Raw genomic sequence first — 25,203 nt, 5'->3', positions numbered from 1 at the left:
AGGACGCCCGCCGATAGGGGACAGCATGATTCGCAGGCTCATAGCGTATTTCATCGACTGGTATATCGCGTTGATCATCATGAATACGATGCTTATCGCGGCTGCCTATCTGCTTACCGGCAGAATGTTCGTGGGCTCGCTCGCGCTTACGTATTTCGATGCCGATGTTCAGCTTCCGCTCCTGCTCATGCTCGTGGCTGTAGAGGTGATTTTATACAGCGTCGTTCCGCGTTTCGTGTGGCGCGGACAAACGATCGGCAAGCACCTCCTTCGCGTGCGTATGGCAACCGTTTCCGGTGAAGCGCCTGGCCTGCTCCGTCTGATGTTGAGGGATCTTGTCGCGATTACCGTGGTGGAGGGATGCTTCTCGCCGCTGAGCAACTATGTGCGAAACTACCTCATGCTGTTTCTCGAGCGCGATATTATTCAGTATACGGTATGGTTTAGCTGGGGAATTGGCGTTGTCTCTGTGCTGTTGCTCCTGTTGTCAAAGCGCAAGAGGATGCTTCACGATGTTATCGCGGGAACCGTTGTGACCGTTGTGGCACCGAACGTCCCCGATGCGTCCGATAGGGAAAACGACGATGCTGGCGCGAATGCGGAGGAGACAAGACAAGAAGCAGAGGACTCCAACGTTGCAGTCTCAACGGACGTGGTCGAGGACAGCGGCTCTGCCGATGGGAGGTGAGGCACATGGACGTTCAACAGATGGAACGATGGAACAGCCTTTCCGTATCGGAGATACGAATCCTTCGCGAGATTGTCGCTCGCCTAGATCACGGTGAGGAGAAGATCCCCATTCGATCGGTGGCGCAGGCTTCGTTCGTCTCGACGACAAGTGTCGTTCGTCTTGCGAAGAAGCTCGGTTTCGATGGTTTCAGCGAATTGCTGTACTCTCTGAAGCACGAGCGCATGAGCACGTTGTCGCCGGGTATGCCCGAATTTTGTGAACGAATCATCGCGGGCGAGGCTTCGCTTGACGAACTAGAGACGCTTGCGCAAACACTCTCAGCGGCGCCAGGTATGCGCGTTCACCTCATGGGCGTCGGATACTCCGATCTCACCGCCCAATATCTAAGCAATCGCTTGCTCGAACACGGTTTCTTCGCCACGACGAAAAGCCCTCTTGATTTTCGAGACGATCGGCAGTTTATCGTCATCTTTGTGAGCGAAAGCGGAGAGACGAGAGACTTGACGTTCGTACAGGATCGGATTTCCTCCCGTGGTGTTGAAGACTTCGTGTTCACCGCTGATGAGTCAAGCACGCTTGGGGCGCATTCCCGCCATTGCATATTGGTCGATCGGCGCGGGTGCCGTGCAGATAAAGACCCGGACTACTTCGTTATCAATTGCCTCACGCTTATCGAGGATTTGATGGCAAGGATTAGAAACCTTCAGAAGGATGAGGAGGAAGCATGAACGTACTGCTGATTTGCTCAATGGGAGCTTCTACGGCGAACATGTGCAAGAAGATTGAGGAGGCCGCGGCGGCGGAGGGTTTGGAGCTCGAGACGCAGGCGGTGGCTATGGCGATGATGAACGATAAGATCGACTGGGCGGATGTCGTGCTCGTGGGTCCGCAGATTCGATTCATGCTGGATAAGGTGCGCGCCGCTGCCAAGGACAAGCCGGTCGAGGCGATCGACATGATGGCATACGGCATGATGGACGGCGCCAAAGTGCTCCAGCAGATCAAGGGGATGATGTAGGATGACGGACGACGTTGCGGCGGCGGCCGAGGGCGGTGGCGAACTTGCAAGCCCGCCGTATGAGGCCGTGAGTTTCCAGATTATCTCGTTCGCCGGAACGGCGAAGAGCTGTTACCTCGAGGCGATCGAGCTCGCGAAGGGCGGCGACGACCCCAGTGAGCTCATCGCCCAGGGTGACGAGGCGTTTCGCGCTGCGTCCGAGGCGCATCACGAGGCGCTTCAGATGGAGGCGAAGGGCACGCTGGGATGCGGACTCTTGCTCATCCACGCTGAGACGATTCTCATCAGCGCGGAGACCATCAAGGGGCTTCTGCCCACAATCGTCGAGCTCGCACAGCGCTAAGCATCAAAGTCGCGCCGTTTGGCGGCTTGGGCACCAAACCCTGCCGAACGGCGCGAACCGTCCCGTGAGCGGTTGTTCTATGCTGCTCTCATTACAAAACGCTAACAGTTTCCTGACGTATTTCCTGCAGCCCGCGGGTAGCTTGTAGTAAAGCGCCCCGCCGCGTGGTGTTGGCGCTGACGTTGCGGAAAGCGAGGACACCATGGAGACCCTGCAGGCAGTCATAGGCAAGCGCGACAGCGAGTTCACCGGCCTCAAGGGGCAGCTGCTGAAGTATCTCGGTACGGCGTTCTTCTTTACCGTGTTCGGCCTGCTCATCGTGGCCGCGGGCGAGCGACACACGGCGATTGCGCCGGTGACGGAACCCGCTTCCGACCTGTTTTTTGCGTGCGCTGTTTCGCTGTACCCGGTGTGCGCCTGCGCGTCGCATCTCGCCAAGATGACGCGCGTGTATCGTGCGGGCGAGAAATTCGAGCTCGCGGGCGTGGTGCTCGCGGCATATGGTCGCGAGGGCGCGGCCCGTGCAGAAGAGGAGCAGGCGTCGATGCTCGAAGGGCGCGACCTTGTGCTCGCGATGCGCGCCGAGGGAACGGATGCGGTTGTCGACCGCTTCGGGCGTGACGGGGCATTTCGCATGAGCCGTGCGGTCTATCTTCTCACGATTGTCGTGTTCGCTGCCATTTTCGTGGCGATGCTCGTCGTGGCACCGTTCTAGATAACCAATACTTTTGAATAGAGCGTTCTAGATGTTCTTCTGAGCGTGCGGCAGCATGCACTGCGTGCGTCTTTTGTGCGCCTACAAATTCTGCAGCAGGACGAGCGTTCGACCTCCTACACTGGTACGCGCGCTAAACGGCGCCGGCCGGAAGGCCATTGGATGAGGGCGCGGCGGTACAGCTGTGGTAAGACGCCCCTAAGAGACCCGGAAGGGTAGGAGGAACGTATGGCAGAGTACAACGAGAACGAGAACATGACGAATCTGGATGAGACGATGAACGTCGTCGAGGAGGCGCTCGAGGTCGAGGAGGCCATCGAGGAAGCCGCCGAGATCGTAGAGGCTGTCGAGGAGGCTGAGCTCGCGGAGGATGCCGAGGACGATCTCGTTGTCGAGAATGATGACGAGGACGCTGAGGCTACCAGCGCCCCCGCGCCCGAAGAGCTCGACGACTTGCTGTTTGATAAGGTGAACCGTGCGGCACGCCTGCTCCGCAACCGCAAGTCCGCGCTTGCCGATGAGGCTGCCGAGGAGGCCGAGCGCACGAAGGATCTCGTGCGCGCGCTGCGCCTGCTCGAGCTCAAGAGCCGTATGGAAGAGAAGGAGATGGCAGACCTCCTGGGCATGCGCCTGCGTGCCCTGAACGAGCTGCTGGTCGAGGCCGAGAAGCACGACATCGTCGGCCGCATTGAGCCCGAAGACGGCGACATGCGCCACATCGTTGTCTTCGCGAGCGAGGACGCCGTGGCGATGGCCGAGGCGCGCGGCAATAAGCGCAAGAAGCTCGTGCCTACGCTTTCCTCGGACGATGCTCGCACGCTGCTGGGCATCCTTGACGCCATCATCAACCCGCTCACCGAGATGGGCTGCGATGTCGACCGTTCGCGCGATGATCGCGGCGGCGACCGTAGTGGTCGCGGCGGCTTCGGCGGGCGCGGTGGCCGTGACGATCGCGGTGGCCGCGGTGGTTTCGGCGGTCGTGACGACCGCGGCGGACGCGGCGGCTTTGGTGGCCGCGGTGGCGACCGTGGTGGCCGTGGCGGTTTCGGTGATCGTGATCGCGGCGGGCGCGGCGGCTTCGGCGGCCGTGACGACCGTGGTGGCCGCGGCGGCTTTGGTGGCCGCGGCGGGTATCGCGGGTAAGTTCGCACTACATCCAAGCTCGTATAGCACGATGGGGGGTGTCCAGCAGGACGCCTCCCTTTTCGTTAACGATGCAGGTCGAGCATTAATGCTCTCGGAGATGCGTTGGGCACCCGGGGAATCGCGCGATCGATCGCATAGATTTCACAGGGGAGATATCACTCGCGACGGTTATCAACGGTTATTTCTCGATTCGTCGAGTAGCCGGTACCGACGTAAGCTTGTGACCTGCACTTTTGATGCAGCATTTCGTGTGTCTACTCGGCACATCCGTTTATAACCGTTGATATCCGTCGCGAATGGCGCGACAGGGTTCCTCGAACCAAAAAAGGGAGCCGTTCTTTCGAACGGCCCCTCAAAACAGCTAGGTTGTTTTTGTGCGGTTTAGCCGAAGTAACGCTTAAGCAGACCCGCGAAAGCCTTGCCGTGGCGAGCCTCGTCGCGCGCCATCTCGTGCACGGTGTCGTGGATGGCATCGAGGCCAGCGGCCTTGGCGCGCTTGGCGAGGTCGGTCTTGCCAGCGGTGGCACCGTTCTCGGCCTCAACGCGCATCTCGAGGTTCTTCTTGGTGGAGTCGGTCACGACCTCGCCCAGAAGCTCGGCGAACTTGGCGGCGTGCTCAGCCTCCTCATAGGCGGCCTTCTCCCAGTACAGGCCGATCTCCGGGTAGCCCTCACGGTGCGCGACGCGCGCCATGGCGAGGTACATGCCCACCTCGGAGCACTCGCCCTCGAAGTTGGCGCGGAGGTCGTTCACGATGTCCTCAGAGACCTCGGGGAGCTTGCCCACGCCCACGACGTGCTCGGCAGCCCAGGTCATATCGCCAGCCATCTTGGTGAAGCGGGAGCCGTCAACGCCGCACTGGGGGCACTTGAAACCCTCGGGCAGCTCCTCGCCGTCGAACTCCTCAACATAACCGCAAACGGGGCAAACGAACTTCATGGTGCACTCCTTTGAGTAGGAAATCGCGCGTCTTGGCAACGGTTGTAACCAAGCGCGCCTAACGCCTCCGATTATGGCAAATTGTTGGCGGAGTTGAATCATATTGAGAACGATTCTTAAAAGCACGCACGACCTCCACAGTAAGTAATATGAGGGTAACTTGTGACGGCGCGTTGTGGCCGAGGCACCATGCGTTATGCTGTTGCCGACCGTGAAAGGAGTAAAGATGGTCATGCATGCCTACGGGCTTTCGTGGATCGACGAGCAGCGTCTCTTCGAAGTGGCGGATCATGTCTTTGGCAAGATGCTTTCCGCGCGCAACGGCAAGCCGCTTCCGCCCGATCCCTTCACGCTTGTTGCGCAGGCGAAACTTCTCGATGAGCCGCTTCAGGCCATCGTCGATTTCGACGATCTCCGTTCGCGGAACAAATCGCTCTCGAACGCTATCGGCCTATGGCATCAGAAGGTGCTTGGGTTGTCGCCGCGTCTCACCGAGCTTGGGTCGAACGGTGGCGGCGTGGATTTGCGCACGGCGCCGGGCGTGCTGCTTCCTACGTGGGAAAAGCCCGGGTATTTCGAGGTAAAGAATCGCTTCAACACCATCAAGGCATCGGACGAGAAAGATGTCTGGGATAAGCTGAAGTTCCTTGCGCAGAGCAACGGCGCCGTATCGTACCTGGTTCAGGTGATTCCCGGCGCACGTGAGCCCTACGACCGGCCGTGGGTGCCCTCCGGACGCACGTCGGACGAGCGCGTTCGATGCTGCGACGGCGTGACGGCGTATGCTTTCGCGTTCGATCGGCCTACGGCTCTGCACGAATTGTATCGTGCGATGCCGGCGGTTTTGGATGATGTGCGCGTGGAGCATGGGTTGCCGGCGGCGGTCGCCTCCGAACAGGAGCTTGCCGAGCGGTTGTTCGGTGATGTGTTTCCCGAGAAGCCCGCGGTGTAGAGGACAAGCGACGATACGACAACAAGGAGCGTGTGCTACCGCGCACGGCGCACGCTTTTTGTCCGCATGGTAAGATATTGTAACCCCTGCATAGGTAGGGGTTATTTTTTGGACGAAAAGGATGGATGCCGATGAGCGACGCAGCGAGCGAATCTACGGAACAAGCCGCAGAAGGACTGGTCACGGCGTCAGCGGCTGCGGCTGAGCTCGGCGTTTCGGTCGATACCGTGCGTCGCTGGAGCAAACTCGGCCTCATCAAGGACACGCGCGACGCCCGGAATCGCCGCCTGTTCTCGCGAGCGGAGCTCGAGCGTCTGCACCGTAAACTCAACGGTGAGGGCGAATCGCAGTACCGCGTGCTCGAAAGCGGGGAGCTCTTTGACGGAGCGACGTGCATCGATCTTTTCGCGGGCGGAGGGGGAACCGCGCTGGGCTTCCACAACGCGGGGCTCAAGCACGTGTACCTCAACGAGCTTGATCGCGATGCGGCGACAACGCTCGTGCACAACAGCGAGACCCACGGACTTGGCTGGAACGTCGACAACCGCGACGTGTGCGAGGTCGATTTCGCAGACATGCAGGCCGAGGTCATCCAGGCGGGGTTCCCGTGCCAGGCATTCAGCTACGCGGGTAAGAGCCGCGGTTTCGAGGATACGCGCGGCACGCTCTTCTTTGAGTTCGCACGCGCCATTCGCGATGTCCGGCCGAAGATCGCCATCGGCGAGAACGTGCGCGGTCTGGTGAGGCACGACGGCGGACGCACACTCGCCACGATGCTCGAAACGCTCGACCAGCTGGGATATCGCGTGCGGTATCGCGTGCTGCGTTCGCAATACCTCGATGTCCCGCAGAAGCGCGAGCGGCTCATCATGTTCGCCGTGCGTCGCGACCTGGACCTCCCGTTCATCTTCCCACGCGAGCGCGATTACTTCATCACCCTGCGCGAGGCGCTGCGCGATTGCCCTGCGAGCCCGGGGCAGGAGTATCCGGAGAAGAAGCGCCGCGTGATGGAGCAGGTGCCGGCGGGCGGGTACTGGCGCGACCTGCCGGAAGAGGTGCAGAAGGAGTACATGGGCGGCAGCTATTACCTCACCGGCGGCGCACCGGCATGGCACGGCGCCTTTCGTGGGATGAGCCGAGCCTCACGCTCACGTGCGCGCCGGCGCAGAAGCAAACCGAGCGCTGCCATCCGGAAGAGACGCGCCCGCTCACCGTGCGCGAGTACGCGCGCATCCAAACCTTCCCGGACGATTGGGAGTTCTGCGGATCCATGGCGCACCAATACAAGCAGATTGGCAACGCCGTGCCCGTGAATCTGGGCTACCACGTGGGTCGCTGCGTGCTCGCTGCGCTTGGCTACATCTCTGCGGACGATGGCATGGACGTGATCTGGCCGGAGGCGGGGGAGTAGGGGCAGGTTGCTCGCCATCTCCGGGTGTTTAAGCTACGTCTCATACGCCTTGCGGCGAATCGAGTCTCATTTTTTGTCCGCATGGGGGTTGATACTACGCTCGTACCGAAAAGGGTGCGCCAGTGGTTGCAGGAGAGCCGCCGGCGCACGTCGACCAAAGGAGGTCGCCATGTACGAGCCGTCGCCTGTCCTCATGTCGTTCTATATCGCCGGATTCCAGCACTGGGATGGTGCTCGCGTGCTGGGGGAGCTTGCAGCGGGTATGGAGCTCGACCTTGTGCCGGAGTTCGATAACCCGCATGACCCCAATGCCATCGCTATCCGCCGTGGCGGTACAAAGCTCGGTTATGTTCCGGCAGATATGAACGAGATGCTCGCCACGCTCATGTTCTACGGACACGGAGATGCGTTCGAGTGCGTTGTGCAACAGGTCGCACCGGAGCGCAGCCCTTGGCATCAGGTGCGTGTGGGTGTCTACGTCTCGGATGCGCGGTAGGACGCAGCGATCGAAGCTGGGTTTGGCAAAAAAGAGGGCGCACGGATGTACGCCCTCTGGAGACTCTGATGAGCAGATGCCAGAGTCTAGACCGTCATACCGCCATCGACCGCAAGCACTTCGCCGGTAACATAGGAAGCAAGGTCGCTTGCGAGGAACACGAAGGCGTTCGCAACGTCTTCCGGCTGGCCAACGCGCTTGAGCGGGATACCCGCCTCGATGGGGGCGATAAGCTCTTCGGGCAGGCTCGCTACCATGTCGGTCGCGGTGACGCCCGGCGCAACGGCGTTCACGCGGATGCCGGCAGGACCCAGTTCGCGAGCAAGCGAGATGGTGAGACCGTTCACGGCGAACTTGCTCATGGGGTAGGCGACGCCTGAGGGCTGGCCCATCTTGGCGACCATCGAGCTCGTGTTGATGATCACGCCGCCGGCTTCGAGTACGCGCGCGGCAGCTTGGCAACCGTTGAAGACTCCCTTGATGTTGATGTCGACGATGCCGTCAAGATCGTTCGGCTGATATTCATCAAGCGGCTGGGACTGCGAGATGCCCGCGTTGTTGCATACGATGTCGAGCCCACCGAAGTGATCCTTGACCTCACGGAACGCCGCCTCGATCGCGGCCTCATCGCCCACGTTGGGCCAGATGCCCATAACGGGCGCCTCGGGGTTCTCGGCAAGGATGGCATCGACAGCCTTCTGCGCCGTCTCTTCACGGCTGCCGCAAAGGGCGACGTTCGCGCCCTCTTCGAGGAAGCGCTTCACGATCGCAAGGCCGATGCCGCGTGACCCTCCCGTAACGACGGCGGTCTTTCCCTTGAGTAGCATGGTGCTCCTTTCGACTGGCGCCCGATGTTGGGACACCTGGCGCGGTTCTGCGTTGAGCACCATAACGCGATGCGCGCACGAACAAGCGAGCGGCGGGAAGAAATCGGTGTGCGGCGGTACCGGAATCGGCGATTGGAAGGCATGTTGCCGGGAGCGGTGGCTTGCTTGCGCACACGGCAGCTACGCAAGCAGCTCTTCGATCGCGCCAGCGCGGTAGTTCTTGAACACGACTTCGCTCTCTTCCTGTGTGGCGTCGAGGTCGACATCGGCCATGATGCCGAAGTCGTTGTCGCCGTCTGCATCATGGAAGATCTGGTGCACGTGCCATACATGCTCTGCCTGCTCGTCGCGTTCATCGATGCTGAAGTACGCCGTCGAGCGCGCATCGGCGTCGAGTAGCAGCTCTTCGTGGGTATCGAAGAACGCGTCGAGCACGTGCTGCCAGCGCACCTCGCCCATGCCCCACTCGCCGTCGAGCTCGCCAAGCTCTCCCGCACGCTGCAGCGCGGCAAGCCGTACACGGTGGAAGAGGGCGTTTCGTACCAGGAGCGTCATGCCGCGACGATCTGCCACCACGGTGTCCGCACCAGAAGGCGGTGCGATGTCAAGCGCGGCGGTGTCGCCGGCGGCCGCCCATTCGTCCACAAGGCTCGAGTCGACGCTCCGCACCATGAGGCCGAGCCACGAGATGATGTCTTCAAGCTGCTCGTTTCGCTTGTCCATGGGCACGGTGCGGTCGAGCGAACGGAACGCTTCGGCCAGGTAGCGCAACAAGATACCCTCGGAACGCGCGATGCCGAGCTTCTGGATGTACCCCTTGAAGTCCGCGGCGCTCTCGAGCATGTCGCGCAGGACGGACTTCGGGCTGAGTGCGTAGTCCGCTGCCCAGGGCACCTTCGTGCAGTACTGGGCGAAGGCGGCGTCGAGCATGTCCTCGAGCGGCTTGGGGTAGGTCACATCTTGGAGGCGCTCCAAGCGCTCCTCGTAGTCGATGCCGTCCGCCTTCATGGCCGCCATCGCGGCGTCGCGCGCCTGGCGTTCCTGCGCACGCAGCACCTGCTTGGGATCTTCGAGCGTTGCCTCCACCATGGAGATGAGGTCGAACGTATAGGATTCGCTCTCGGGGTCAAGGAGTTCGAGAGCTGCAAGCAGAAACGGCGAGAGCGGCTGGTCGAGGGCGAAGTCCTCGGGTAGGTCGACGGTAAGGGAGTAGTTCACGACAGGCGTGGCGGTTGCTGAGGAGTCGGATGACGGCTCGATGCCGGCAGCCGGGCTCTCTTCACGCTCGGCATCCTCGGCCTGAACCTCTTCGCGCACCACGACGCCGGTGTCGATGAGCGTGGCGAAGATCTCGTCCGCACGCGTCTCGAGCTTGAGCTTCTCCTCGGGCGTCTGCAGGCTGCGCTCGATGAGGTCGTGCACGCGGGCACGCGCGTCGCCGCCGCGTTCGACCATAGAGAGCACCATGGAGTTCGTGACGCGCATGCGCGGTTTGAGCGTCTCCGGCGCAGCCTCGCACAGGCGCTCGAATGTTTGCTTGTTCCAGGTCACGAAGCCCTCGGGCGGTTTCTTCTTCTTGAGTTTGCGCAGCTTCTTGGGGTCGTTGCCCGCTTTTGCCATGAGCTTCGCGTTCTCGATGTCGTGCTCCGGCGCCTCGGCGATGACCATGCCCTCGGTATCGAAGCCCGCGCGTCCGGCGCGTCCGGCGATCTGGTGGAACTCGCGCGCCCGCAGGCGGCGCATCTTGTAGCCGTCGAACTTGGTGAGCGCGGTGAGCACCACGGTGTGGATGGGTACGTTGATGCCGACGCCGAGCGTGTCCGTGCCGCAGATTACCGGTAGCAGCCCCTGCTGTGCGAGCTTCTCGACAAGCAGGCGGTAGCGCGGCAGCATGCCGGCATGGTGTACGCCCACGCCGTTCGCGAGCAGGCGCTTCAAGATCTTGCCGAAGGCCGTGGTGAAACGCGTCCCCTTGGCGGCGTCTTTGATGGCCTCGCGCTGCTCCTTGCTCGCCACGCCGAAATTCGCGAGCGATTGCGCCGTGGCGAGCGCTGCATCTTGCGAGAAGTGCACGATGTAGAGCGGTGCTTCGCCGCGGCGAAGCGCGAGTTCGACTGTGCCCTCGAGCGCGGTGTCGACGTAGTCGTAGGCGAGCGGCACGGGACGGGGCGCATCGGTGACTTCGTCCACGGGCGTGCCGGTTTGCTCGTGGAGCGCGGCTGAGATATGCGACACGTCGCCGAGTGTGGCGCTCATGAGCATGAACTGCGTGTGCGGCAACGTGAGCAGCGGCACCTGCCACGCCCAGCCGCGGTCGGGATCGGCGAAGTAATGAAACTCGTCCATGGCGACGACGCCCACGTCTGTGTCCTCGCCCTCGCGGAGCGCCTGGTTGGCAAGGATCTCTGCCGTGCAGCAGATGACGGGTGCCTGCGTGTTGATGTGCGTATCGCCGGTGATCATGCCGACGTTGTCGCGGCCGAGTACCTCGACCAGATCGAAGAACTTCTCGCTTACGAGTGCCTTGATGGGCGCCGTGTAATACGCGCGCCGTCCCTGCGCCATGCCGAGGAACAGCATGCCGAGCGCGACGAGCGACTTGCCGGAGCCCGTGGGTGTGCCCAAGATTACGTGGTCGCCCGCGGCGAGGTCCATGAGGGCTTCCTCCTGGTGCGGCCAGAGCTCGATGCCGCGCGCCTCGCACCATGCGAGGAAGCGCTCGAATGCCTGGTCGGGCGTGAGCCAGGGCTCCGGCTCTTCGCCTTCTTCGGGCTCCCACCAGCTGGGGGAGAGCGCGCCGAGCGACCCGTGCTCGCCCGTGCTGCCGGTGCCGGCAGCGAACGAGCTGGCCGATGCGGGGACAGCGCCTGCGTCCTCCGTTTGCCGCGTTGTTTCCTTGGATGCCATGTTCCGTCCTTCTCGTGAGGTTTCGCCTTTCATTATCATCCATATTGCCGGCTGCCACCCTCGCGATCGTGTGCCTGAGGCGCTTCTTGCATGCATGGCGGGCTTCGCGTTCACGACCATCATGTTAAAGGTTCGCGCCATGCACCTGTTCGACTGTTCGTGCGCGTACCATGAGCTGGTCGTTCAAGGAGAGGTTCGCACATGCACCACATACGCCGTCTGAGTGCGTTCATATCGGGGCACATGCCCTTCATCGTCCCGGTCTGCCTCGTGTTGGGCATCGCGTTTCCCCAGGTTCTGGGGCCGGCGAAGGCCGCGGTGCCGTACCTGTTTGCCATCATCACCTTTCAAGGCTCGCTCAACACCTCGCTGCACCAGGTAGCGGAGACGTTCCGCCGCCCGCGTGAACTCCTCGCCATCCTCTCGGTCACCGTCGTGCTCATGCCGGCGCTCGCTCGTCTCGCCGCAGGCCTTATCTTTTCCGATCCGGGCATCATTACCGGCATCGTGGTGGAGTACAGCATTCCCATCGCAGTCATGAGCTTCATGTGGATCGACATGTATCGCGGCAACGCGTCGCTCGGCCTCGCGGCGATCCTCATCTCCACGGTGCTCGCGCCCGTGACGCTGCCGCTCGCGTTGCGCGTGCTCATGGGGGCGTCGGTGACGGTCGACCCTTGGTCCATGGTGGGCGACCTTGTGTTCATGATCGCTCTGCCGGCCATCGCGGGCGTTGCGGTGAACGAGTTGTCGAAAGGATGGGGCCACGAGACGCTTGCGCCGAACCTCGGTGCGTTCACGCGGCTCTTCTCGGTCTTCGTGATTGCCTGCAATTCCACGGGGCTTGCTCCCTACGTGCGCTCGTTCGACCCGCTGGTGCTCGAGGTCGCGGTGTTCATTTGCGTGTTCGCGACGCTCGGATTCGTCCTTGGCTTAGGTATGGCTCGCTTCCTAGGGCTTTCCGTGCAGGACATGCTCTCCATGGTGTTCTGCGTTGGGTTGCGGAATATTTCGTCCGGCTCTGTCATTGTGACGCAGTTCTTCCCGGGGTCGGCCATCATCCCCGTCATGGCGGGGACGCTCTTCCAGCAAATCTTGGCCGCCGTGTTCGGCTCGTTGGTGCAACATCTTACGGGTGAAGAGCGGGAGCGTCAGCACAAGCGCGTGCGTCTGGCACGACTTCGCGAGCGCGGGAAGCGGGAGTAGCGCGGGCGGGCCTTCGAGGCCGTTGTTTCCGGCACACCTGATGCAGAGGGGCGTTCGGCGCCATGCCGCGGCTGGGTAACGGGAATTGCCGTCGTCACCGTGCTCGCGCATCACTGTTGGGGGTTGCCGCCTTGCCTTTCGCCATGCGGTTTCGCGCGTTCACGACGTACCCTTCCATGCCGAGCGGCACATAGGTGAGCGAGCCTAGGTCGCGAGGAAGGTATTCGGCAAGGCTTTGCTCGGCATCGCGACCGGCTTGGATTTGTGCTGGGGTCGGCGCGGCGGCGGGTGTTGCGCAGATGCCGTATACGGCGGCGCCTTGTGCCGCGAGGCGCGCCTCGTATTCCGTCTCGGGGTGTCCCGGATGTTCCGCGCGCACGTCATCGGACACCCAATGCAGCGCGTATCCGGCGGCTTCGAACTGGGTGAGCGCGTAATCGCGCAGCGGTTGGCTGTCGGTGCGCAACGTGACGCGGGCGCGAGGAGCGCGCGGTACGCGAGCAGATGGTCGACGTTCACCAGGCGCTTGCCGGCGTACTTGCGCTTGGGAAACGGCGTGGGGAAGTTGAGCGTGATGCCTGCGACCTCGCCGGGGGCGAAGATACGTTCAAGGGATTCCGCGCTGCGGGGCAGGACGAGGGCGTTCTTCAGTTCGCCTTCGACGATGCGTTGCGCGGCGTACGCGATGCAGATAGGCTCCGTATCCATGCCCAGGTAGAGCGAGCGCGGGTCACGTGCGGCGCAGGCGGTGAGGTAGGCACCCTTGCCGCAGCCGAGGTCGAGGTATACGGCGTCGAACGTGCCAGCCGCGGGCGCGGGGGAGGCGGCGGGGTCGTCGGCGGTTGCAGCGCTTGCCGCGCGGACGGGCGCGCACGCTGCCGCCCAGGAGCCACGGTAGGTTTCCGGTGCGACCTCGATGGCGTCCGCATAGCGCTCAAGGCGCTCTTCGAGTACGAAGTTTTTCGGCGTGCGGATGTGCGTCTGTCCCATGCTTAGGCTTTCATGACGGGTTCGCTGCCGGGGGTGCGGCGAAGCAGCACGTAGCGATTAAGGTTTCCAGCGCGGCCGTCGGCGGAGTAACGCTCAAATGGGCGCCCCGGGCCGGCGGGCAGCGCCTCGATGAGCTGGTCGATCTCGCGCTCCTCGAAATGGTGGCAGTAGCGCAGGCTCGTGCCGTCCTGCCAGCCCAGGAGGTGGTCGCCGGGCTCGAGGGCGTCGAACACGGCAGACTCAAGTAGGCCGTGCTCGCGAGCGGCCTCTTCGGCCTCATGCGCTTTCGAGGCGAGTCGCTCGTCATGCATGAACTGCCAGAACGACACCGCGATGATGCCCCCGGGAGCCGTGTGGCGCACGAGCTCTCGCAGCACCGCGACGCGGAGTTTGAAGCTCGGCACGTGGTGCATGAAGCCGAAGCAACAGGTGAGGGCGTACGCATCGGTAAAAATACCCCAGGGGTTTTTTAACATCTCCGGGGTGCCCGGAGCCTCGTCAAGCAGCGCGCCAAGGATATCGACGTTGTGGTAGACGACGTCCGCCGGCAGCGATGGCTCCGTTGCCAGCTCGCCGCAGTTATCGACCGCGTGGAATTCGAAAGGCGCCTCCGGCAACTCCTCGGTAAGGAACCGTTCGAGGCGCATGTTCCCGCAGGCAAGGTCGAGCACCTTGAGGGGTCTACCCGGCGCGAGGGCGTCGACGCAGGCTGCCGCGTGTGCTGCGATGCGCCGCCAGCCGTCCCACGGCGCCTCGCGCGTGGCGGAGAAGCTCGCGGCGTTTGCGTGGTAGAAGCGCGTGTTCAAGTCTATGAGCTGTCGGGCAATCGAGGTGTCCATGTGTTCCTTCACTAATCGAGTCGGCACCAGTATGATAATCAGTCGGCGGCCCCGTTTCGTCGAGAGCGGGGCGGCTTTGCGAAAACAAAGGAGATGCACCATGCCCGCAGGACTCCTGCCCATAATCTACCTGGCCTTCATCAGCCTCGGCCTGCCCGACGCCGCGCTCGGGTCTGCCTGGCCGCTCATGGCTCCGGCGCTCGGCGCGGGGATTTCCTGGGTCGGCGCGGTGACGATGATCATCTCTGCCGGCACGATCGTGTCGAGCCTCATGTCGGTGCGTGTGGTCGAGCGGTTCGGCACGGAGCGTGTGACCGCGGTGAGCGTGCTTCTCACGGCGGCGGGCCTTGCCGGCTTCGCGCTTTCTGGCGAGTTCTGGCAGCTTTGCCTGTGGGCGGTGCCGTACGGCCTCGGTGCCGGAGCGGTCGACGCGGCGCTCAACGCCTACGTGGCCGTGCACTACGAGTCTCAGCATATGAGCTGGCTGCACTGCATGTGGGGCGTGGGCGCGAGCGCGGGACCTCTCATCATGGCGCAATGCCTGGGCGTGGGCACGTGGTCGCTCGGATTCTTGGTGCTCGGCGGAATCCAGGTGGCTATCGTTGTGGTGCTCACGCTGTCGCTGCCTCTGTGGAAAGAGAAGAAGCTACCGCACTCCGCTGCGGGGCAAGGTGCCGAAGAATCCGGTGGCGACCGCATTCAGCTGGCGCACTCCTCGCGCATGGAGCTCTTGCGCCGCGACGGCGTGCCAGCGGTGCTGCTCTGCTTCTTCTGCTATTGCGCGCTCGAATCGACCTGCGGCAACTGGGCGGCGACGTACTGTACGCTTGGACGCGGGATTTCCGCTGAGGTCGCGGCGAGCTGGGCATCATTTTTCTACATCGGCATCACGGTGGGGCGGGCACTGAGCGGTTTCATTTCTCTCAAGGTGCGCGACCATAACATGATTCGGTTGGGGCAGGCGCTGGTTGCTGCGGGGATTGCCTGCATCGTGTTGCCGTTGGGCGAGTCGGTGCTGCTGGTTGGCCTGGTGCTCGTGGGGCTTGGCTGCGCGCCCATCTACCCATCGATCATCCATGCCACCCCGGCGCGCTTCGGCGACGACGTGGCGCTTGCGCTCACGGGCATGCAGATGGCGTTCGCCTACGTGGGGAACCTTGCGATGTCGCCGCTCTTCGGCGTGCTCGCGCAGATGGTGAGCATCGAGCTGTATCCGTTCTATCTTGCTGCGCTGCTCATCGTGATGGTTGCGGCGGGCGAGAAGCTCAACGCCATCATGCGCCGCCGCATGTAAAATTACCCCAGGGGTTTTTAACATCGCCGGTGCGGGCGACGCGCCCGATTCGAGCCCATGCGGTAGAATCTTGCGACATGGAAGAGATCATCTTGCAGATACTCGCCGCGCTGCGCCGCGGGGAGACGGTCGACGACCGCGCGCTCGTAAAGCTCGTGCACGCGGCCGCCAAGCGTTCCGGCGGTGACAAGCGCGCGTTCGCGAAGCGCCGGCTCCTGCCGGTTTACCAGCGCGTACGTCGGGAAGAGCCCGAGCGCTGGGCAAGCTGGGGCGTCACGCCGGAGCTCGAGGCGGCACTCGTCAAGGTGTTGCGCATGAAACCGCGCCGTTCGGCATCCGGCGTGGCGACGATCACGGTGATCACCAAGCCGTGGCCGTGTTCCGGCTCGTGCGTCTTCTGCCCGAACGACGTGCGCTGTCCCAAGAGCTATCTGCACAACGAGCCTGCTTGCGCCCGTGCCGAGGCAGCCTGCTACGACCCGTACCTGCAGGTTTCCGCGCGGCTCACGGCGCTCGCCCAGATGGGACACGCCACGGACAAGATTGAGCTCATCGTGCTCGGCGGCACGTGGAGCGATTATCCGGAGGAATACCAGACTTGGTTCGTGACGGAGCTTTTTCGCGCGCTCAACGACGACGCCATCGCGGGCGAGGCGGCGAACCCGATGCTGCGCGGGTTCGCGGATGAGCCGGAGGCGATGCCGGGGACGGAGAGCGCGGCGCATGCCGAAGATCCCGCTCGCGACCCGGTCGGTCAAGCTGCGCCCGGCGTCCCTGTGATTCCACCAGGTGTTCGCGAGCGCCGCGCTCAGTACGTGGCGTGCGGGTTAATGCCGAAGGCCGCGCCCGCCGCCGCGTCGGCACCCGAGGCGGGTTCGTGGTTGCCGCTCGACGTCCTCGAAACCACGCAACGTGCCGTCGACGCCGGCAAGCTCACCTACAACCAAGCGGTCACGCATCTCTACGCGGGGAGCTCCGCGTGGCGCCAGGCGGCGCGCTGGCAGCACGCCACGCTGGCAGACCTCGAGCGCGAGCACGCGCGCAACGAGCGGGCGCGGCATCGCGTGGTGGGGCTCGTGGTCGAGACGCGGCCGGACGCCATCACGCCCGAGGCACTCGTCCACATCCGCCGGCTTGGCGCCACGAAGATCCAGATGGGCGTGCAAAGCGTCGACCAGCGCATTCTCGATAAGAACGGCCGCAATACCACGGTTGGGCAGATCGAGCAGGCGTTCGACCTGCTGAGGCTCTTCGGCTTCAAGATCCACGCGCACGCCATGGTGAACCTGCTCGGCGCCACGCCCCAGAGCGACCGCGCGGATTACCTGCGCTTCGTGACCGACCCCGCGTTCCAGCCGGACGAGGTCAAGCTTTACCCGTGCGCGCTTATCGAGAGCGCGCGGCTGCGCGAGCGCTACGAGGCGGGGGAGTGGGTGCCCTACACGGAGGACGAGCTCGTGGGCGTGCTCGCAGACGACGTCCTCGCCACGCCGGCGTTCTGCCGCGTGTCGCGCATGATCCGTGACTTCTCGTCCGGCGACATCATGGCGGGCAACAAGAAGCCGAATCTACGGCAGATGGTGGAGGAGCGGCTTGCGCGTGCGTCTGCCGCCGGAGGCGCGCCCGTGCGAGAGATCCGCTACCGCGAGATCGCGACGAGCGAGGTGGACGTGGACGCGCTCACGCTCGACGTGGTGCCCTACGAGACGCGCGCCACGAGCGAGCGCTTCCTGCAGTGGGTGACGCCCGAAGGCCGCATCGCCGGCTTCCTGCGCCTCTCCTTGCCAAAAGCTGAGGCCGTCGTCGCGCTCGCCGCTGAGCTGTTTAGTTCGGGTATCCCATCAACGCCCGTCCCCAATGTCATGACATTGGGGACTGTCCCCAAAGTCAGAGCAGGTGAAGCCATGATCCGTGAGGTGCACGTCTACGGCATGGCGACGCGCGTGGGCGAGGACGGCGCGGCGGCGCAGCACCACGGGCTTGGTCGTCGGCTTATCGAGCGCGCCTGCGAGCTCGCACGCGAGGCCGGCTACGAGCGCATCAACGTCATCAGCGCCGTGGGGACAAGGGAGTACTATAGAATGCTAGGGTTCCACGACCATGGACTGTACCAGCAGAGGAGTCTCGATGAACGAGGATAGGCAGACCGAGGGCAAGCCCGCGGGCGCGACGGTACAAGAACCGGCGGCGGCATCGCGTGGAGCGGAGGAGCGCAGGGTTCCGAGTGATATCGAGACGAAGCTTTTGGGCGACGCCCCGGCCGATACGCCGGAAGCGCTTGAGGCAAAGGTCGCTGGCAAGGTGCTTGCGGGCACGCGCGGCGCGAGCGCACCCGTGAAGCAGGCGGCGGTGACGGTGGGCATCGTGGCGCTCGTGCTGGTGCTCGCGTTCGTCTTTCAGCTGGCGCAGTTCCCCGCTCCGGTAATCGGCGTCATCGTGGTCGTCGCGATCGTGATGTTCGCGCTCGTGCTGGTGAACCCGCATGTCGTGCGCACGCAAGCCGGTCGCGCGCTCGTGTACACGCGGCTGGCGAAGGGGCAGCCCGTGCGCGTCATGCGCCTGGGCGGCGTGTACCAGTCTGCGACGTATCTGGGCTTTCAGAGTTGCGAGCCGGTGTTCAAGTACATCAAAGCCTTCGACGTGGTATTCGATGCCGAAGATGCCGTCCGCGCGGCGACCGGACATGGCGTGGAGCGCGTGCTCGCGCTGGGCGGCGGCGGGTTCTCATGGCCGAAGCATGCGATTCTCGACCATGACTGTCTGCATGTGGACGTGGTCGAAATCGATCCTGCGATCATTCAGGCGGCGCGGCGTTGGTTCTATCTGGACATGATCGAGCGCTACGCGGGGCGGCGCCTGCGCGTGCACGAGGGCGATGGCCGGGCGGTGCTGGATAAGCGAGCGCGCAGGCTGGAGGCGGGAGAGCCCAAGGCACAGCGCTACGATGCGGTCGTGAACGACACGTTTTCCGGCGGAGAGCCCGTTCGCGAGCTTGCCACTGTCGAGGCGGCGCAGGCGGTGCACACATGCCTCAACCCCGGCGGCGTGTACGCGACGAACGTGGTCGCGCGTGACGGCGACACCAGGGTGCTGCGCAACACCGTCGCGACGCTCTCGCAGGTCTTCACCCATGTGCACGTGATCCCCGTGGAGGAGGACGCCTGGGCGAGCGACGACAACTACATCGTTGTGGCCACGGACGGCGACGCGACGTTCCCCGGCGCCGTGCCGTTCGACGAGGAGTTTCTGGGCGAGGTGCTGCGAGATGATGCAATCCCTGGGGTTTAGCAACCTCGAAGTTGAGTGAAACGTCTAATTGAGTGAGCACGCCGCAACGTGGTCGAAGTCGCGCAACCCCCAATATATTGGGGGTTGGTATCCCTTGACAGGGATACCAAAGGTTCATCTCTGCTTTATTAGGCGGTTCACTCAATGGCCGAGACGAGCGCACATAGCATTTTGACTCCGGATTTAGCCCATACCATTCCAAAGTCAGAGGGGCTGGTTCGGATTCCATTTGGTTACGATGGGGTAATCGGCGCTTTTGAGGGAGATGGTTCAATCGCCCATGTCGAGCTGTCATATGGTATGCGGTTTATTGGAGACCGAGCGTTCAGTTGTTGCAGCAGGCTCGAGGGGATCGATATCCCGGATTCAATAGTTGCCATCGGTGATTATGCGTTCAGCAGCTGCTCGGGCTTGAGAGAGGTCATTTTACCTCCAGGTGTGAAAAGAATCGGCACCTGTGCTTTTGCGCATTGCAATAGCCTCAAGCGCATCGTATTGCCACCAAGTATTGAAGAAATTGGAGTGGATGCATTCGCAGTCTGTTCCAGCGACTTGGTGTTTGCCGTTGAGACCGGTTCGTTCGCATACACATTCTTGCAGCAATTTGATCGTCCGCGCATCTCTCCTGAGCCTGTCTAGGCCTATGTTTGGCGCTGTGCGCTGCGGCAACGTATGAGCAGGGTTTTTATGATAGGAAGTATGCGGTGGTAGGACCAAGAAACGAAAGGCGCTTCAAGCGCAACATGCGCATCGATGGTATGAGAGAAGTTACCGGAGGCTGTGCCGCTTCGGGTGCCATACTATTGTTTGCCGTGCTTATCATATTCTCTTTCATTTTGGGAGATCATGCTGAAGCAATACTCGAAGAAAACGCCTTTCTTCAGTTATTCGGTGGCGTTGTAGGATTATGCGCCCTTATATGGTTTTGTCTCAGTCTGCCGCGTTTCATAAGGGAATATGCGGCAAAAGCTGGATCTTGGCTGATCCTTCTTGCAATCGTTCTTGCCCTCATAGATGCTGTGGCTGACGTTCGGACGGGGAGGGCGATTACGCTTTCTGGGAATGTACTCAGCGTTTTTGTTCTCGGTATTATCGTTTTGGGAGTCAATTTCATACTGATATATAGAAATATCGGATGCAACGATGACAAGGCATTCGATAAGGTGCGAGAGGTGCTTGTTTATCGAGCGGGTGAGCATCAAGATTGCATCCTTATAGAGAATAATGTATTCGATGCACTTGATGACATTATTGTGACCTTGTTTGCGCCGATGGAGCAACTGTGGGGCGGAACCTCTGTCACACAGGGGGAGCAGCAGGCTGGTAAAGATCTCCGCATTAAAGTCGAACATGTTGATCGCGGTAAATATTTAGTGAAGATCCCGAATACAATTGCGAATTATCAACGGAGTGCTTCTTTACTCAAGTTGGAGAACATTGCTGGAGTGACTTTTATAGAGATCGCATTCAGTGCCGAGGGAAGACATTGGATTAAGCGTGGTGGTTCGCAAGACGTGGTGACCGAGATTCCCGTAACGCCTTCGGATTATTATGGGAGCGGGAGCGTCCCCGATGCTTGGGCTGAGGCTAAACAGATCTAGAAGCTTTATGTTTTTGCATCAAGATAGTGCTGCAGGGGTGATATAAACAGGCTTCGAAATGGGCGCGACGCCCATCTTAGTTTTTTCATCCCATTTGCTATACTGTATACGTGTCTACAAGGGGGCGCATATGGTTACAGCGGTGGTTTCCGGCAGAGTTGACGCGCAGGTCAAGGCGCGTGCGGAGGCATTCATCCGTACGGCAGGGCTCTCATCGGGCGATGTGATCCGCGTGGTGTGGGAGCGCATCGCTCGGACAGGCGAGATTCCCGACGCGGGCGACGGTGCCGAGCGGCTCGATGCTTCGCGCGATCCGCTGGAACGCCTTAGTGAACTCCGGGTATCTTTCGGCGCTTGCGAAGACCTTGTCAGTCTCGATAACGACCAGATGAGGGACATGATTGCGAGCCGCTATGCGTAACTTCAACGACCGGAGGCTGCTCTTCGATACGAATGTTCTGCTCGACGCGCTCGTCGAGGGTAGGCAGCAGTCTCAGGAAGCCTGGGAGGTTCTGCGCCGCTGCAACGGCGGTGGTGACATGGGGTTCGTTACCTCGGGTTCGCTCAAGGACGTGTACTACGTGCTCAGCCGCGGTGGAAGGGAAGCCGCCGCGCGCGAGGCCATCGGCCTGCTGATGGATCTGCTCGTTATTGCGCCCGTGGGCGTGGAGGAATGCGAGCTGTCGCTCCATGCGGGGGAACCGGATTTTGAGGACGGGCTTGTGCGCGCTGTCGCCGAGTTCAACGACGTCGATTTCATCCTCACGCGCGATGCCCGCGCGTTCAGGCGGTCGCGTGTGCGGGCGGTGACCTGTGCGGAGTATCTCGAAATATTCGCCGAATAGCTATCCCTGGCTCGATAGGATGAAACGGCCAATCGATTCCTATGATAGAATCCTTTTAGAATCACTTCTTAATTCTGAAAGGATTCTATCATGATGATTAAATCTTCCACAGCGCTTCGGAGTGACTATAATTCGATCTCCGCACTCGCCCACGAGACGGGCGAGCCTGTCTACATCACTAAAAACGGTGACGGCGATTTGGTCGTTATGAGCATCGAAGCATTTGACGGGTATCGGCGAGATCTGGAGCAGCGCGCTGCCGTTTTGGAGGCGGAAGCTCGGAGGCTTGCAGGTGACGCGACCCACAGCGTCGACGAGGCGCGATCCATGCTGAAGGAGCGCTATGCCCGGGCGTGAACCTCGAATTCTCCAAGCAGCTTGGGAGGATATATCCAGCATCGCCGATTATCTGGTGCAAAACGCGAGCGTTCGTACGGCTGAGGAGACTACGGACGCCATTCTCGGCACGATAGAGCTGCTGGGCTCCATGCCGTACCTGGGCCCACTTCATCATGATCCGGTCTTGCAGAAGATGGGATACCGGAAGCTCATATGTGGTTCGTATCTCTGCGTTTATCGAATTATCGATGATGTCCCCACGGTATACCGCGTGTTCCATACGCATCGGGATTACACGTGGCGCATAAAGTAAGAGTTTGAAGGTAGGGCGTTTTCGACGCGCGGCGGGCGTGAGCGCATTTCGGCATTATCTTTCCGTGGTACAATAAGGCCACGTACTGCAGTGGCGAAAGGCGGCGATCATGGCGGTTTGTGTTCCGGTCAGAGACATGAAGGACACGGCGGCATTCGCCAAGCTCGTTAAGGAATCCCCCGAACCTATCACGGTTACCAAGAACGGCTACAGCGAGTTCGTGGTCATGCGCAGCGAGGACTACGACATGATGCGCGAGGAGGTTGCAAAAGCGCGCCTCGTGCGGGTTCTGGCTGATGCCGACAATGCATATGAGCAGGGCGAATATGTAGACGGTGCCACCTTTATCGCTGCCATGAGGGAACAGTATGGCTTGTAGTTATGTTCTTCTCCCTCGGGTGCAGATGGATTTCGAAAACATCGTTCGCTATCTCTCTGTCGAATTAGCGAGCCCTTCGGCTGCCGCACGATTCGTTGACGCGTTCGAGAAGAACATCGCCTTAGTTTGCGGGCAGCCAGAGATGTACCCGCTCAGCCGTATGAGCGAGGTGGCTGCACGGGGCTATCGGGCGATGCCGGTGATGCGCTATATCGTTCTGTACGCTCATCGCGACGGCAAGATTGTGGTCGCGCATATCTTCCACTCGCTTCAGGATTATGCGCGATACGTATGATGTCGAAAACCCCTGGGGTAATTTGACATGCTTTACATGCTTTACAGGCGTTCCGCAGCGCGTTACCATCAAGGTGGGCTATTTCGAGGGGGTAGCTATGACTCGGGCGAATGCTGTGGTAGGGGCGCCGGTTCGTAAGAAAGCTGCGGAGGATGATTTTCGGCCTGCGCGCGCGACGCGTGGAGCGCGGACTCGGCCGGGTCTTTCGGCAAAACCTGAACAAAAGCCCGCACAATCCCAAGTGAACGCGCGTATCGATGCCAATTTGAAAGCTTCGGGCGATGCTGCACTCGCCGCCGCTGGACTTACGCCTACACAGGCGGTGCGCATGCTGTGGTCGCTTGCCGTGCGCTATCAGGACGAACCGGAGAAATTGCGCACCACCCTTGACCCAGATTCCGCCGAACCCTCTGCAGACGAGCTTGCCGAACGCCAACGCAAGGCGGCCGCGTATCATAGATGCCTTTCCCTGTGGCAAGATGTCCGAACCACGATGAACATAGCGGAACAAGATCCAGAGCGTAAGGGATTGTCCGATCGGGAATACACCGACCTACTCAGGGACGAGCATTTTAGGGAGAAGGGCTATCTGCTATGAAAAACGCGCCCACGCTCCTTATCGATACGAATATCTGGATCGATGCTTTTGACGGTGATCGCAAACAGCATATGCGCGCCCATGTCTTGCTCGACACCGCATTCGAACGGGGCGTAACGTTGGCATTTGCCGTGAGCAGCCTTAAGGATGTGTACTATGCGCTCTCTAGTGCATTGAAGCGCCAAAGTAGGACGGTGAATAGCGTGCTGAGCGAGGAGGATGCACGCTCGGCGGAAGCATACGCCTGGGCCTGTGTCCAGAACATGCAAGAGATCGCCACGCCGGTTGCGGTAGATGTCTCAGACGTATGGCTTGCGGGGAAATTTCGAAGCCAGATGCATGATTTCGAAGATGCGCTCGTGGCGGCCGCGGCATCGCGTTGCCATGCCGATGTGCTCGTCACGAATGACGAGCGGTTCCTGCGGCACAGCCCTGTGAATGCCATGGATGCGGCGGATGCGCTCACGTACATAACGCTGTCGTCTCTGTAGCCGAGTGGATGGGTTGAAACGAACCCGTCCCCAATCAACCGCGACGGGCGGCGCACCACTCACGCACGCGGACGCGCATGCCTTCGATGTCGAGCACGCCTTCGGCAAAGCCCTTGCGCACGAGCTCTGCGGGCAGTAGCTCGTCGTACTTGTCGAAGTACGGCACCTCGCCAGGATAAACAAGGTCGAGAGGGTCGAAGTCCTTCTCCGCCTCCGCTTGGAGCACGCTCCAGAACGTATCCTCGTCTGCGCGCATGCGGAACTGGATGAAGTATGGCCGCGACGGGTCGAGGCCGCGCAGCCCAATCTCGCCCGCGCACTTGATCTTCAGCAGCCGCTCGAGCGCCAGGAACGCATAGCTCCCGAGCCAGGGGAAGAGTACCCAGGTGTCGCCGCCCAGGTTGATAAGGGGGCGCTTCGCCGCGCCGCTCTGTTCAGCCGTCCACCGCGCCTGGCGCAGGCGCGCTCGCGCATTGTCGAGCAGGTACGGGTATACCTCGTGCTCCGATAGCACGCGGCGCATACGCTCGAGCACATGCGTGTCGATGTCGCCCGCGCAGTCGCCGAAGTACGCCGGCACGCGACCTTTCACCTGCGTGCAGTACACGAGATGCCGCTTCCAGTCCACTTCCTCCACAAGCCAGCAGTGCCCGGCGATGGCGATGCGCTCTCCCGGGGGCGGCGGGTTCACGATGGTGCCGAGCTCCGCGCTCTCGCAGCGCACGGTGAACTCCTCGTTCTCTTGGAACACGGCGTAGAACTTGAACGAATTCGTGATGCGTTCGCCCGCGAGCCCCACGATGAGGCCGCCGCCCTCGGTGGATTGGATCTGTTCCGTCTCGAGCAGGTGGCGCAGGAGCACGCGGAAGTCGTCGGCGGAGACGCGGTGGAAGTAGGAGAGCGTGAGCACGCGCTGCGCGAGCTCCGCAGGAGAGAGCTCCCCGCACGAGGCGAGCGTCGCCATGGTCTGGTGGTAGAGCAGGCTGTAGGGCAGGCGGTCGAGGCGCGGCGGCTCCACCCACCTCTCCTCACGCGTGAGCTGCACGAGGGCGATGCCCTGCAGGAGCTTCCACGGGATGGTCTCCGGCATGGTGGTACGCGGCTCCGGCTGCTCCTCGCGCATGACGAAGTGCATCTCCGGCGGAGCGCCGCGACGTCCGGTGCGGCCCATGCGCTGCAGGAAGCTCGACACGGTGAACGGCGCGTCGATCTGGAAGGCGCGCTCGAGCCGTCCGATATCGATGCCCAGCTCGAGCGTGGCGGTGGTGACGGTGGTACGC

Annotated in this window: 28 protein-coding genes and 2 pseudogenes; 24 read left to right on the top strand and 6 right to left on the bottom strand. The window is 61.8% G+C overall.

Annotated elements, in window-relative coordinates; genetic code table 11:
- The 6 genes from QZ079_RS02045 to QZ079_RS02020 all read left to right on the top strand — a co-directional run.
- Positions 1-688 (top strand): RDD family protein (locus QZ079_RS02045; RefSeq protein WP_297034448.1); only part of this gene is annotated, 688 nt, incomplete at its 5' end.
- A gap of 5 nt (positions 689-693) precedes the next feature.
- Complete coding sequence (locus QZ079_RS02040) at positions 694-1,419, top strand: MurR/RpiR family transcriptional regulator (protein WP_297034445.1); 726 nt, start codon at positions 694-696, stop codon at positions 1,417-1,419.
- Positions 1,416-1,709 (top strand): PTS sugar transporter subunit IIB, encoded by a 294-nt coding sequence (locus QZ079_RS02035; protein WP_291289095.1) that lies wholly within the window; start codon positions 1,416-1,418, stop codon positions 1,707-1,709. The genes QZ079_RS02040 and QZ079_RS02035 overlap by 4 nt, the downstream gene beginning before the upstream one ends.
- Position 1,710: 1 nt before the next feature.
- Complete coding sequence (locus QZ079_RS02030; RefSeq protein ID WP_297034442.1) at positions 1,711-2,052, top strand: PTS lactose/cellobiose transporter subunit IIA; 342 nt, start codon at positions 1,711-1,713, stop codon at positions 2,050-2,052.
- Positions 2,053-2,254: 202 nt separating this feature from the next.
- The gene (locus tag QZ079_RS02025) at positions 2,255-2,767 is read left to right on the top strand and encodes a hypothetical protein (RefSeq protein ID WP_297034439.1); all 513 of its coding nucleotides are present in this window, start codon (positions 2,255-2,257) and stop codon (positions 2,765-2,767) included.
- Between the two features lie 228 nt (positions 2,768-2,995).
- The gene (locus QZ079_RS02020; RefSeq protein ID WP_297034436.1) at positions 2,996-3,910 is read left to right on the top strand and encodes a hypothetical protein; all 915 of its coding nucleotides are present in this window, start codon (positions 2,996-2,998) and stop codon (positions 3,908-3,910) included.
- Between the two features lie 384 nt (positions 3,911-4,294).
- Here the strand turns inward: QZ079_RS02020 and QZ079_RS02015 are convergent, their stop codons facing one another.
- Positions 4,295-4,852 carry a ferritin family protein gene (locus tag QZ079_RS02015; RefSeq protein ID WP_291289099.1) on the bottom strand — a complete coding sequence of 186 codons (558 nt, stop codon included), beginning with the start codon at positions 4,850-4,852 and terminating at the stop codon, positions 4,295-4,297.
- 226 nt (positions 4,853-5,078) lie between these two features.
- Here QZ079_RS02015 and QZ079_RS02010 point away from each other — a divergent pair, with 226 nt between their 5' ends.
- From QZ079_RS02010 to QZ079_RS01995, 4 genes and pseudogenes are all read left to right on the top strand, one after another.
- Positions 5,079-5,804: an Eco47II family restriction endonuclease gene (locus QZ079_RS02010; RefSeq protein WP_297034432.1), complete on the top strand. Its 726-nt coding sequence runs from the start codon at positions 5,079-5,081 to the stop codon at positions 5,802-5,804.
- A gap of 125 nt (positions 5,805-5,929) precedes the next feature.
- Positions 5,930-6,730 (top strand): annotated as a pseudogene (gene dcm, locus QZ079_RS02005) (DNA (cytosine-5-)-methyltransferase); the annotation flags it as partial.
- Positions 6,731-6,912: 182 nt separating this feature from the next.
- Positions 6,913-7,080, top strand: a pseudogene (locus QZ079_RS02000) (DNA cytosine methyltransferase); the annotation flags it as partial.
- A gap of 304 nt (positions 7,081-7,384) precedes the next feature.
- Positions 7,385-7,711: an HIRAN domain-containing protein gene (locus tag QZ079_RS01995; protein ID WP_297034430.1), complete on the top strand. Its 327-nt coding sequence runs from the start codon at positions 7,385-7,387 to the stop codon at positions 7,709-7,711.
- A gap of 86 nt (positions 7,712-7,797) precedes the next feature.
- On the opposite strand, the gene QZ079_RS01990 is transcribed toward QZ079_RS01995, so the two are convergent.
- Entirely contained in the window at positions 7,798-8,538 is a 741-nt protein-coding gene (locus QZ079_RS01990; protein WP_297034428.1) for an SDR family NAD(P)-dependent oxidoreductase, read from the bottom strand.
- Positions 8,539-8,718: 180 nt separating this feature from the next.
- Positions 8,719-11,445 carry an RNA helicase gene (locus QZ079_RS01985; protein ID WP_297034425.1) on the bottom strand — a complete coding sequence of 909 codons (2,727 nt, stop codon included), beginning with the start codon at positions 11,443-11,445 and terminating at the stop codon, positions 8,719-8,721.
- Between the two features lie 201 nt (positions 11,446-11,646).
- On the opposite strand from QZ079_RS01985, the gene QZ079_RS01980 reads away from it, so the two are divergent.
- On the top strand, positions 11,647-12,651 hold the full coding sequence (locus QZ079_RS01980) for a bile acid:sodium symporter family protein (protein ID WP_297034422.1): 1,005 nt from the start codon (positions 11,647-11,649) through the stop codon (positions 12,649-12,651).
- 204 nt (positions 12,652-12,855) lie between these two features.
- Here the strand turns inward: QZ079_RS01980 and QZ079_RS01975 are convergent, their stop codons facing one another.
- Positions 12,856-13,641: a hypothetical protein gene (locus QZ079_RS01975; protein WP_366926423.1), complete on the bottom strand. Its 786-nt coding sequence runs from the start codon at positions 13,639-13,641 to the stop codon at positions 12,856-12,858.
- 2 nt (positions 13,642-13,643) lie between these two features.
- On the bottom strand, positions 13,644-14,480 hold the full coding sequence (locus QZ079_RS01970) for a class I SAM-dependent methyltransferase (RefSeq protein WP_297034420.1): 837 nt from the start codon (positions 14,478-14,480) through the stop codon (positions 13,644-13,646).
- A gap of 100 nt (positions 14,481-14,580) precedes the next feature.
- Here QZ079_RS01970 and QZ079_RS01965 point away from each other — a divergent pair, with 100 nt between their 5' ends.
- The 13 genes from QZ079_RS01965 (at position 14,581) to QZ079_RS01905 (ending at position 23,923) form a co-directional block, all read left to right on the top strand.
- Positions 14,581-15,774 (top strand): sugar MFS transporter, encoded by a 1,194-nt coding sequence (locus QZ079_RS01965; protein WP_297034417.1) that lies wholly within the window; start codon positions 14,581-14,583, stop codon positions 15,772-15,774.
- 77 nt (positions 15,775-15,851) lie between these two features.
- A complete protein-coding gene (locus tag QZ079_RS01960) occupies positions 15,852-17,915 on the top strand; it encodes an elongator complex protein 3 (protein WP_297034414.1) in 2,064 nt (687 codons plus the stop codon).
- Positions 17,902-19,062 (top strand): spermidine synthase, encoded by a 1,161-nt coding sequence (locus QZ079_RS01955; RefSeq protein WP_297034412.1) that lies wholly within the window; start codon positions 17,902-17,904, stop codon positions 19,060-19,062. The genes QZ079_RS01960 and QZ079_RS01955 overlap by 14 nt, the downstream gene beginning before the upstream one ends.
- A gap of 144 nt (positions 19,063-19,206) precedes the next feature.
- Positions 19,207-19,701, top strand: coding sequence for a leucine-rich repeat domain-containing protein (locus QZ079_RS01950; RefSeq protein WP_297034409.1), 495 nt, complete (start codon positions 19,207-19,209; stop codon positions 19,699-19,701).
- A gap of 104 nt (positions 19,702-19,805) precedes the next feature.
- Positions 19,806-20,663: a hypothetical protein gene (locus QZ079_RS01945; protein ID WP_297034406.1), complete on the top strand. Its 858-nt coding sequence runs from the start codon at positions 19,806-19,808 to the stop codon at positions 20,661-20,663.
- 130 nt (positions 20,664-20,793) lie between these two features.
- Positions 20,794-21,084: a type II toxin-antitoxin system RelB/DinJ family antitoxin gene (locus QZ079_RS01940; protein ID WP_297034403.1), complete on the top strand. Its 291-nt coding sequence runs from the start codon at positions 20,794-20,796 to the stop codon at positions 21,082-21,084.
- Entirely contained in the window at positions 21,077-21,508 is a 432-nt protein-coding gene (locus QZ079_RS01935; protein ID WP_297034401.1) for a PIN domain-containing protein, read from the top strand. Before QZ079_RS01940 ends, QZ079_RS01935 begins: the two co-directional genes overlap by 8 nt.
- 90 nt (positions 21,509-21,598) lie before the next feature.
- Positions 21,599-21,865 (top strand): type II toxin-antitoxin system Phd/YefM family antitoxin, encoded by a 267-nt coding sequence (locus QZ079_RS01930; RefSeq protein WP_297034398.1) that lies wholly within the window; start codon positions 21,599-21,601, stop codon positions 21,863-21,865.
- A complete protein-coding gene (locus QZ079_RS01925; protein WP_297034395.1) occupies positions 21,852-22,160 on the top strand; it encodes a type II toxin-antitoxin system RelE/ParE family toxin in 309 nt (102 codons plus the stop codon). The genes QZ079_RS01930 and QZ079_RS01925 overlap by 14 nt, the downstream gene beginning before the upstream one ends.
- Positions 22,161-22,269: 109 nt before the next feature.
- The gene (locus tag QZ079_RS01920; RefSeq protein ID WP_297034390.1) at positions 22,270-22,539 is read left to right on the top strand and encodes a type II toxin-antitoxin system Phd/YefM family antitoxin; all 270 of its coding nucleotides are present in this window, start codon (positions 22,270-22,272) and stop codon (positions 22,537-22,539) included.
- Positions 22,529-22,834: a type II toxin-antitoxin system RelE/ParE family toxin gene (locus QZ079_RS01915; RefSeq protein ID WP_297034388.1), complete on the top strand. Its 306-nt coding sequence runs from the start codon at positions 22,529-22,531 to the stop codon at positions 22,832-22,834. The genes QZ079_RS01920 and QZ079_RS01915 overlap by 11 nt, the downstream gene beginning before the upstream one ends.
- Complete coding sequence (locus QZ079_RS01910; RefSeq protein WP_297034383.1) at positions 22,818-23,432, top strand: type II toxin-antitoxin system RelB/DinJ family antitoxin; 615 nt, start codon at positions 22,818-22,820, stop codon at positions 23,430-23,432. Before QZ079_RS01915 ends, QZ079_RS01910 begins: the two co-directional genes overlap by 17 nt.
- Positions 23,429-23,923: a PIN domain-containing protein gene (locus tag QZ079_RS01905; protein ID WP_297034382.1), complete on the top strand. Its 495-nt coding sequence runs from the start codon at positions 23,429-23,431 to the stop codon at positions 23,921-23,923. Before QZ079_RS01910 ends, QZ079_RS01905 begins: the two co-directional genes overlap by 4 nt.
- Before the next feature lie 34 nt (positions 23,924-23,957).
- On the opposite strand, the gene QZ079_RS01900 is transcribed toward QZ079_RS01905, so the two are convergent.
- A partial coding sequence (locus QZ079_RS01900; RefSeq protein WP_297034379.1) for a helicase-related protein occupies positions 23,958-25,203 on the bottom strand: 1,246 nt, incomplete at its 5' end.

Source organism: uncultured Enorma sp. (assembly GCA_905210055.1).
In the GTDB taxonomy this organism is placed as follows: domain Bacteria; phylum Actinomycetota; class Coriobacteriia; order Coriobacteriales; family Coriobacteriaceae; genus Enorma.
This window is presented reverse-complemented; position numbering and strand designations above follow the sequence as displayed.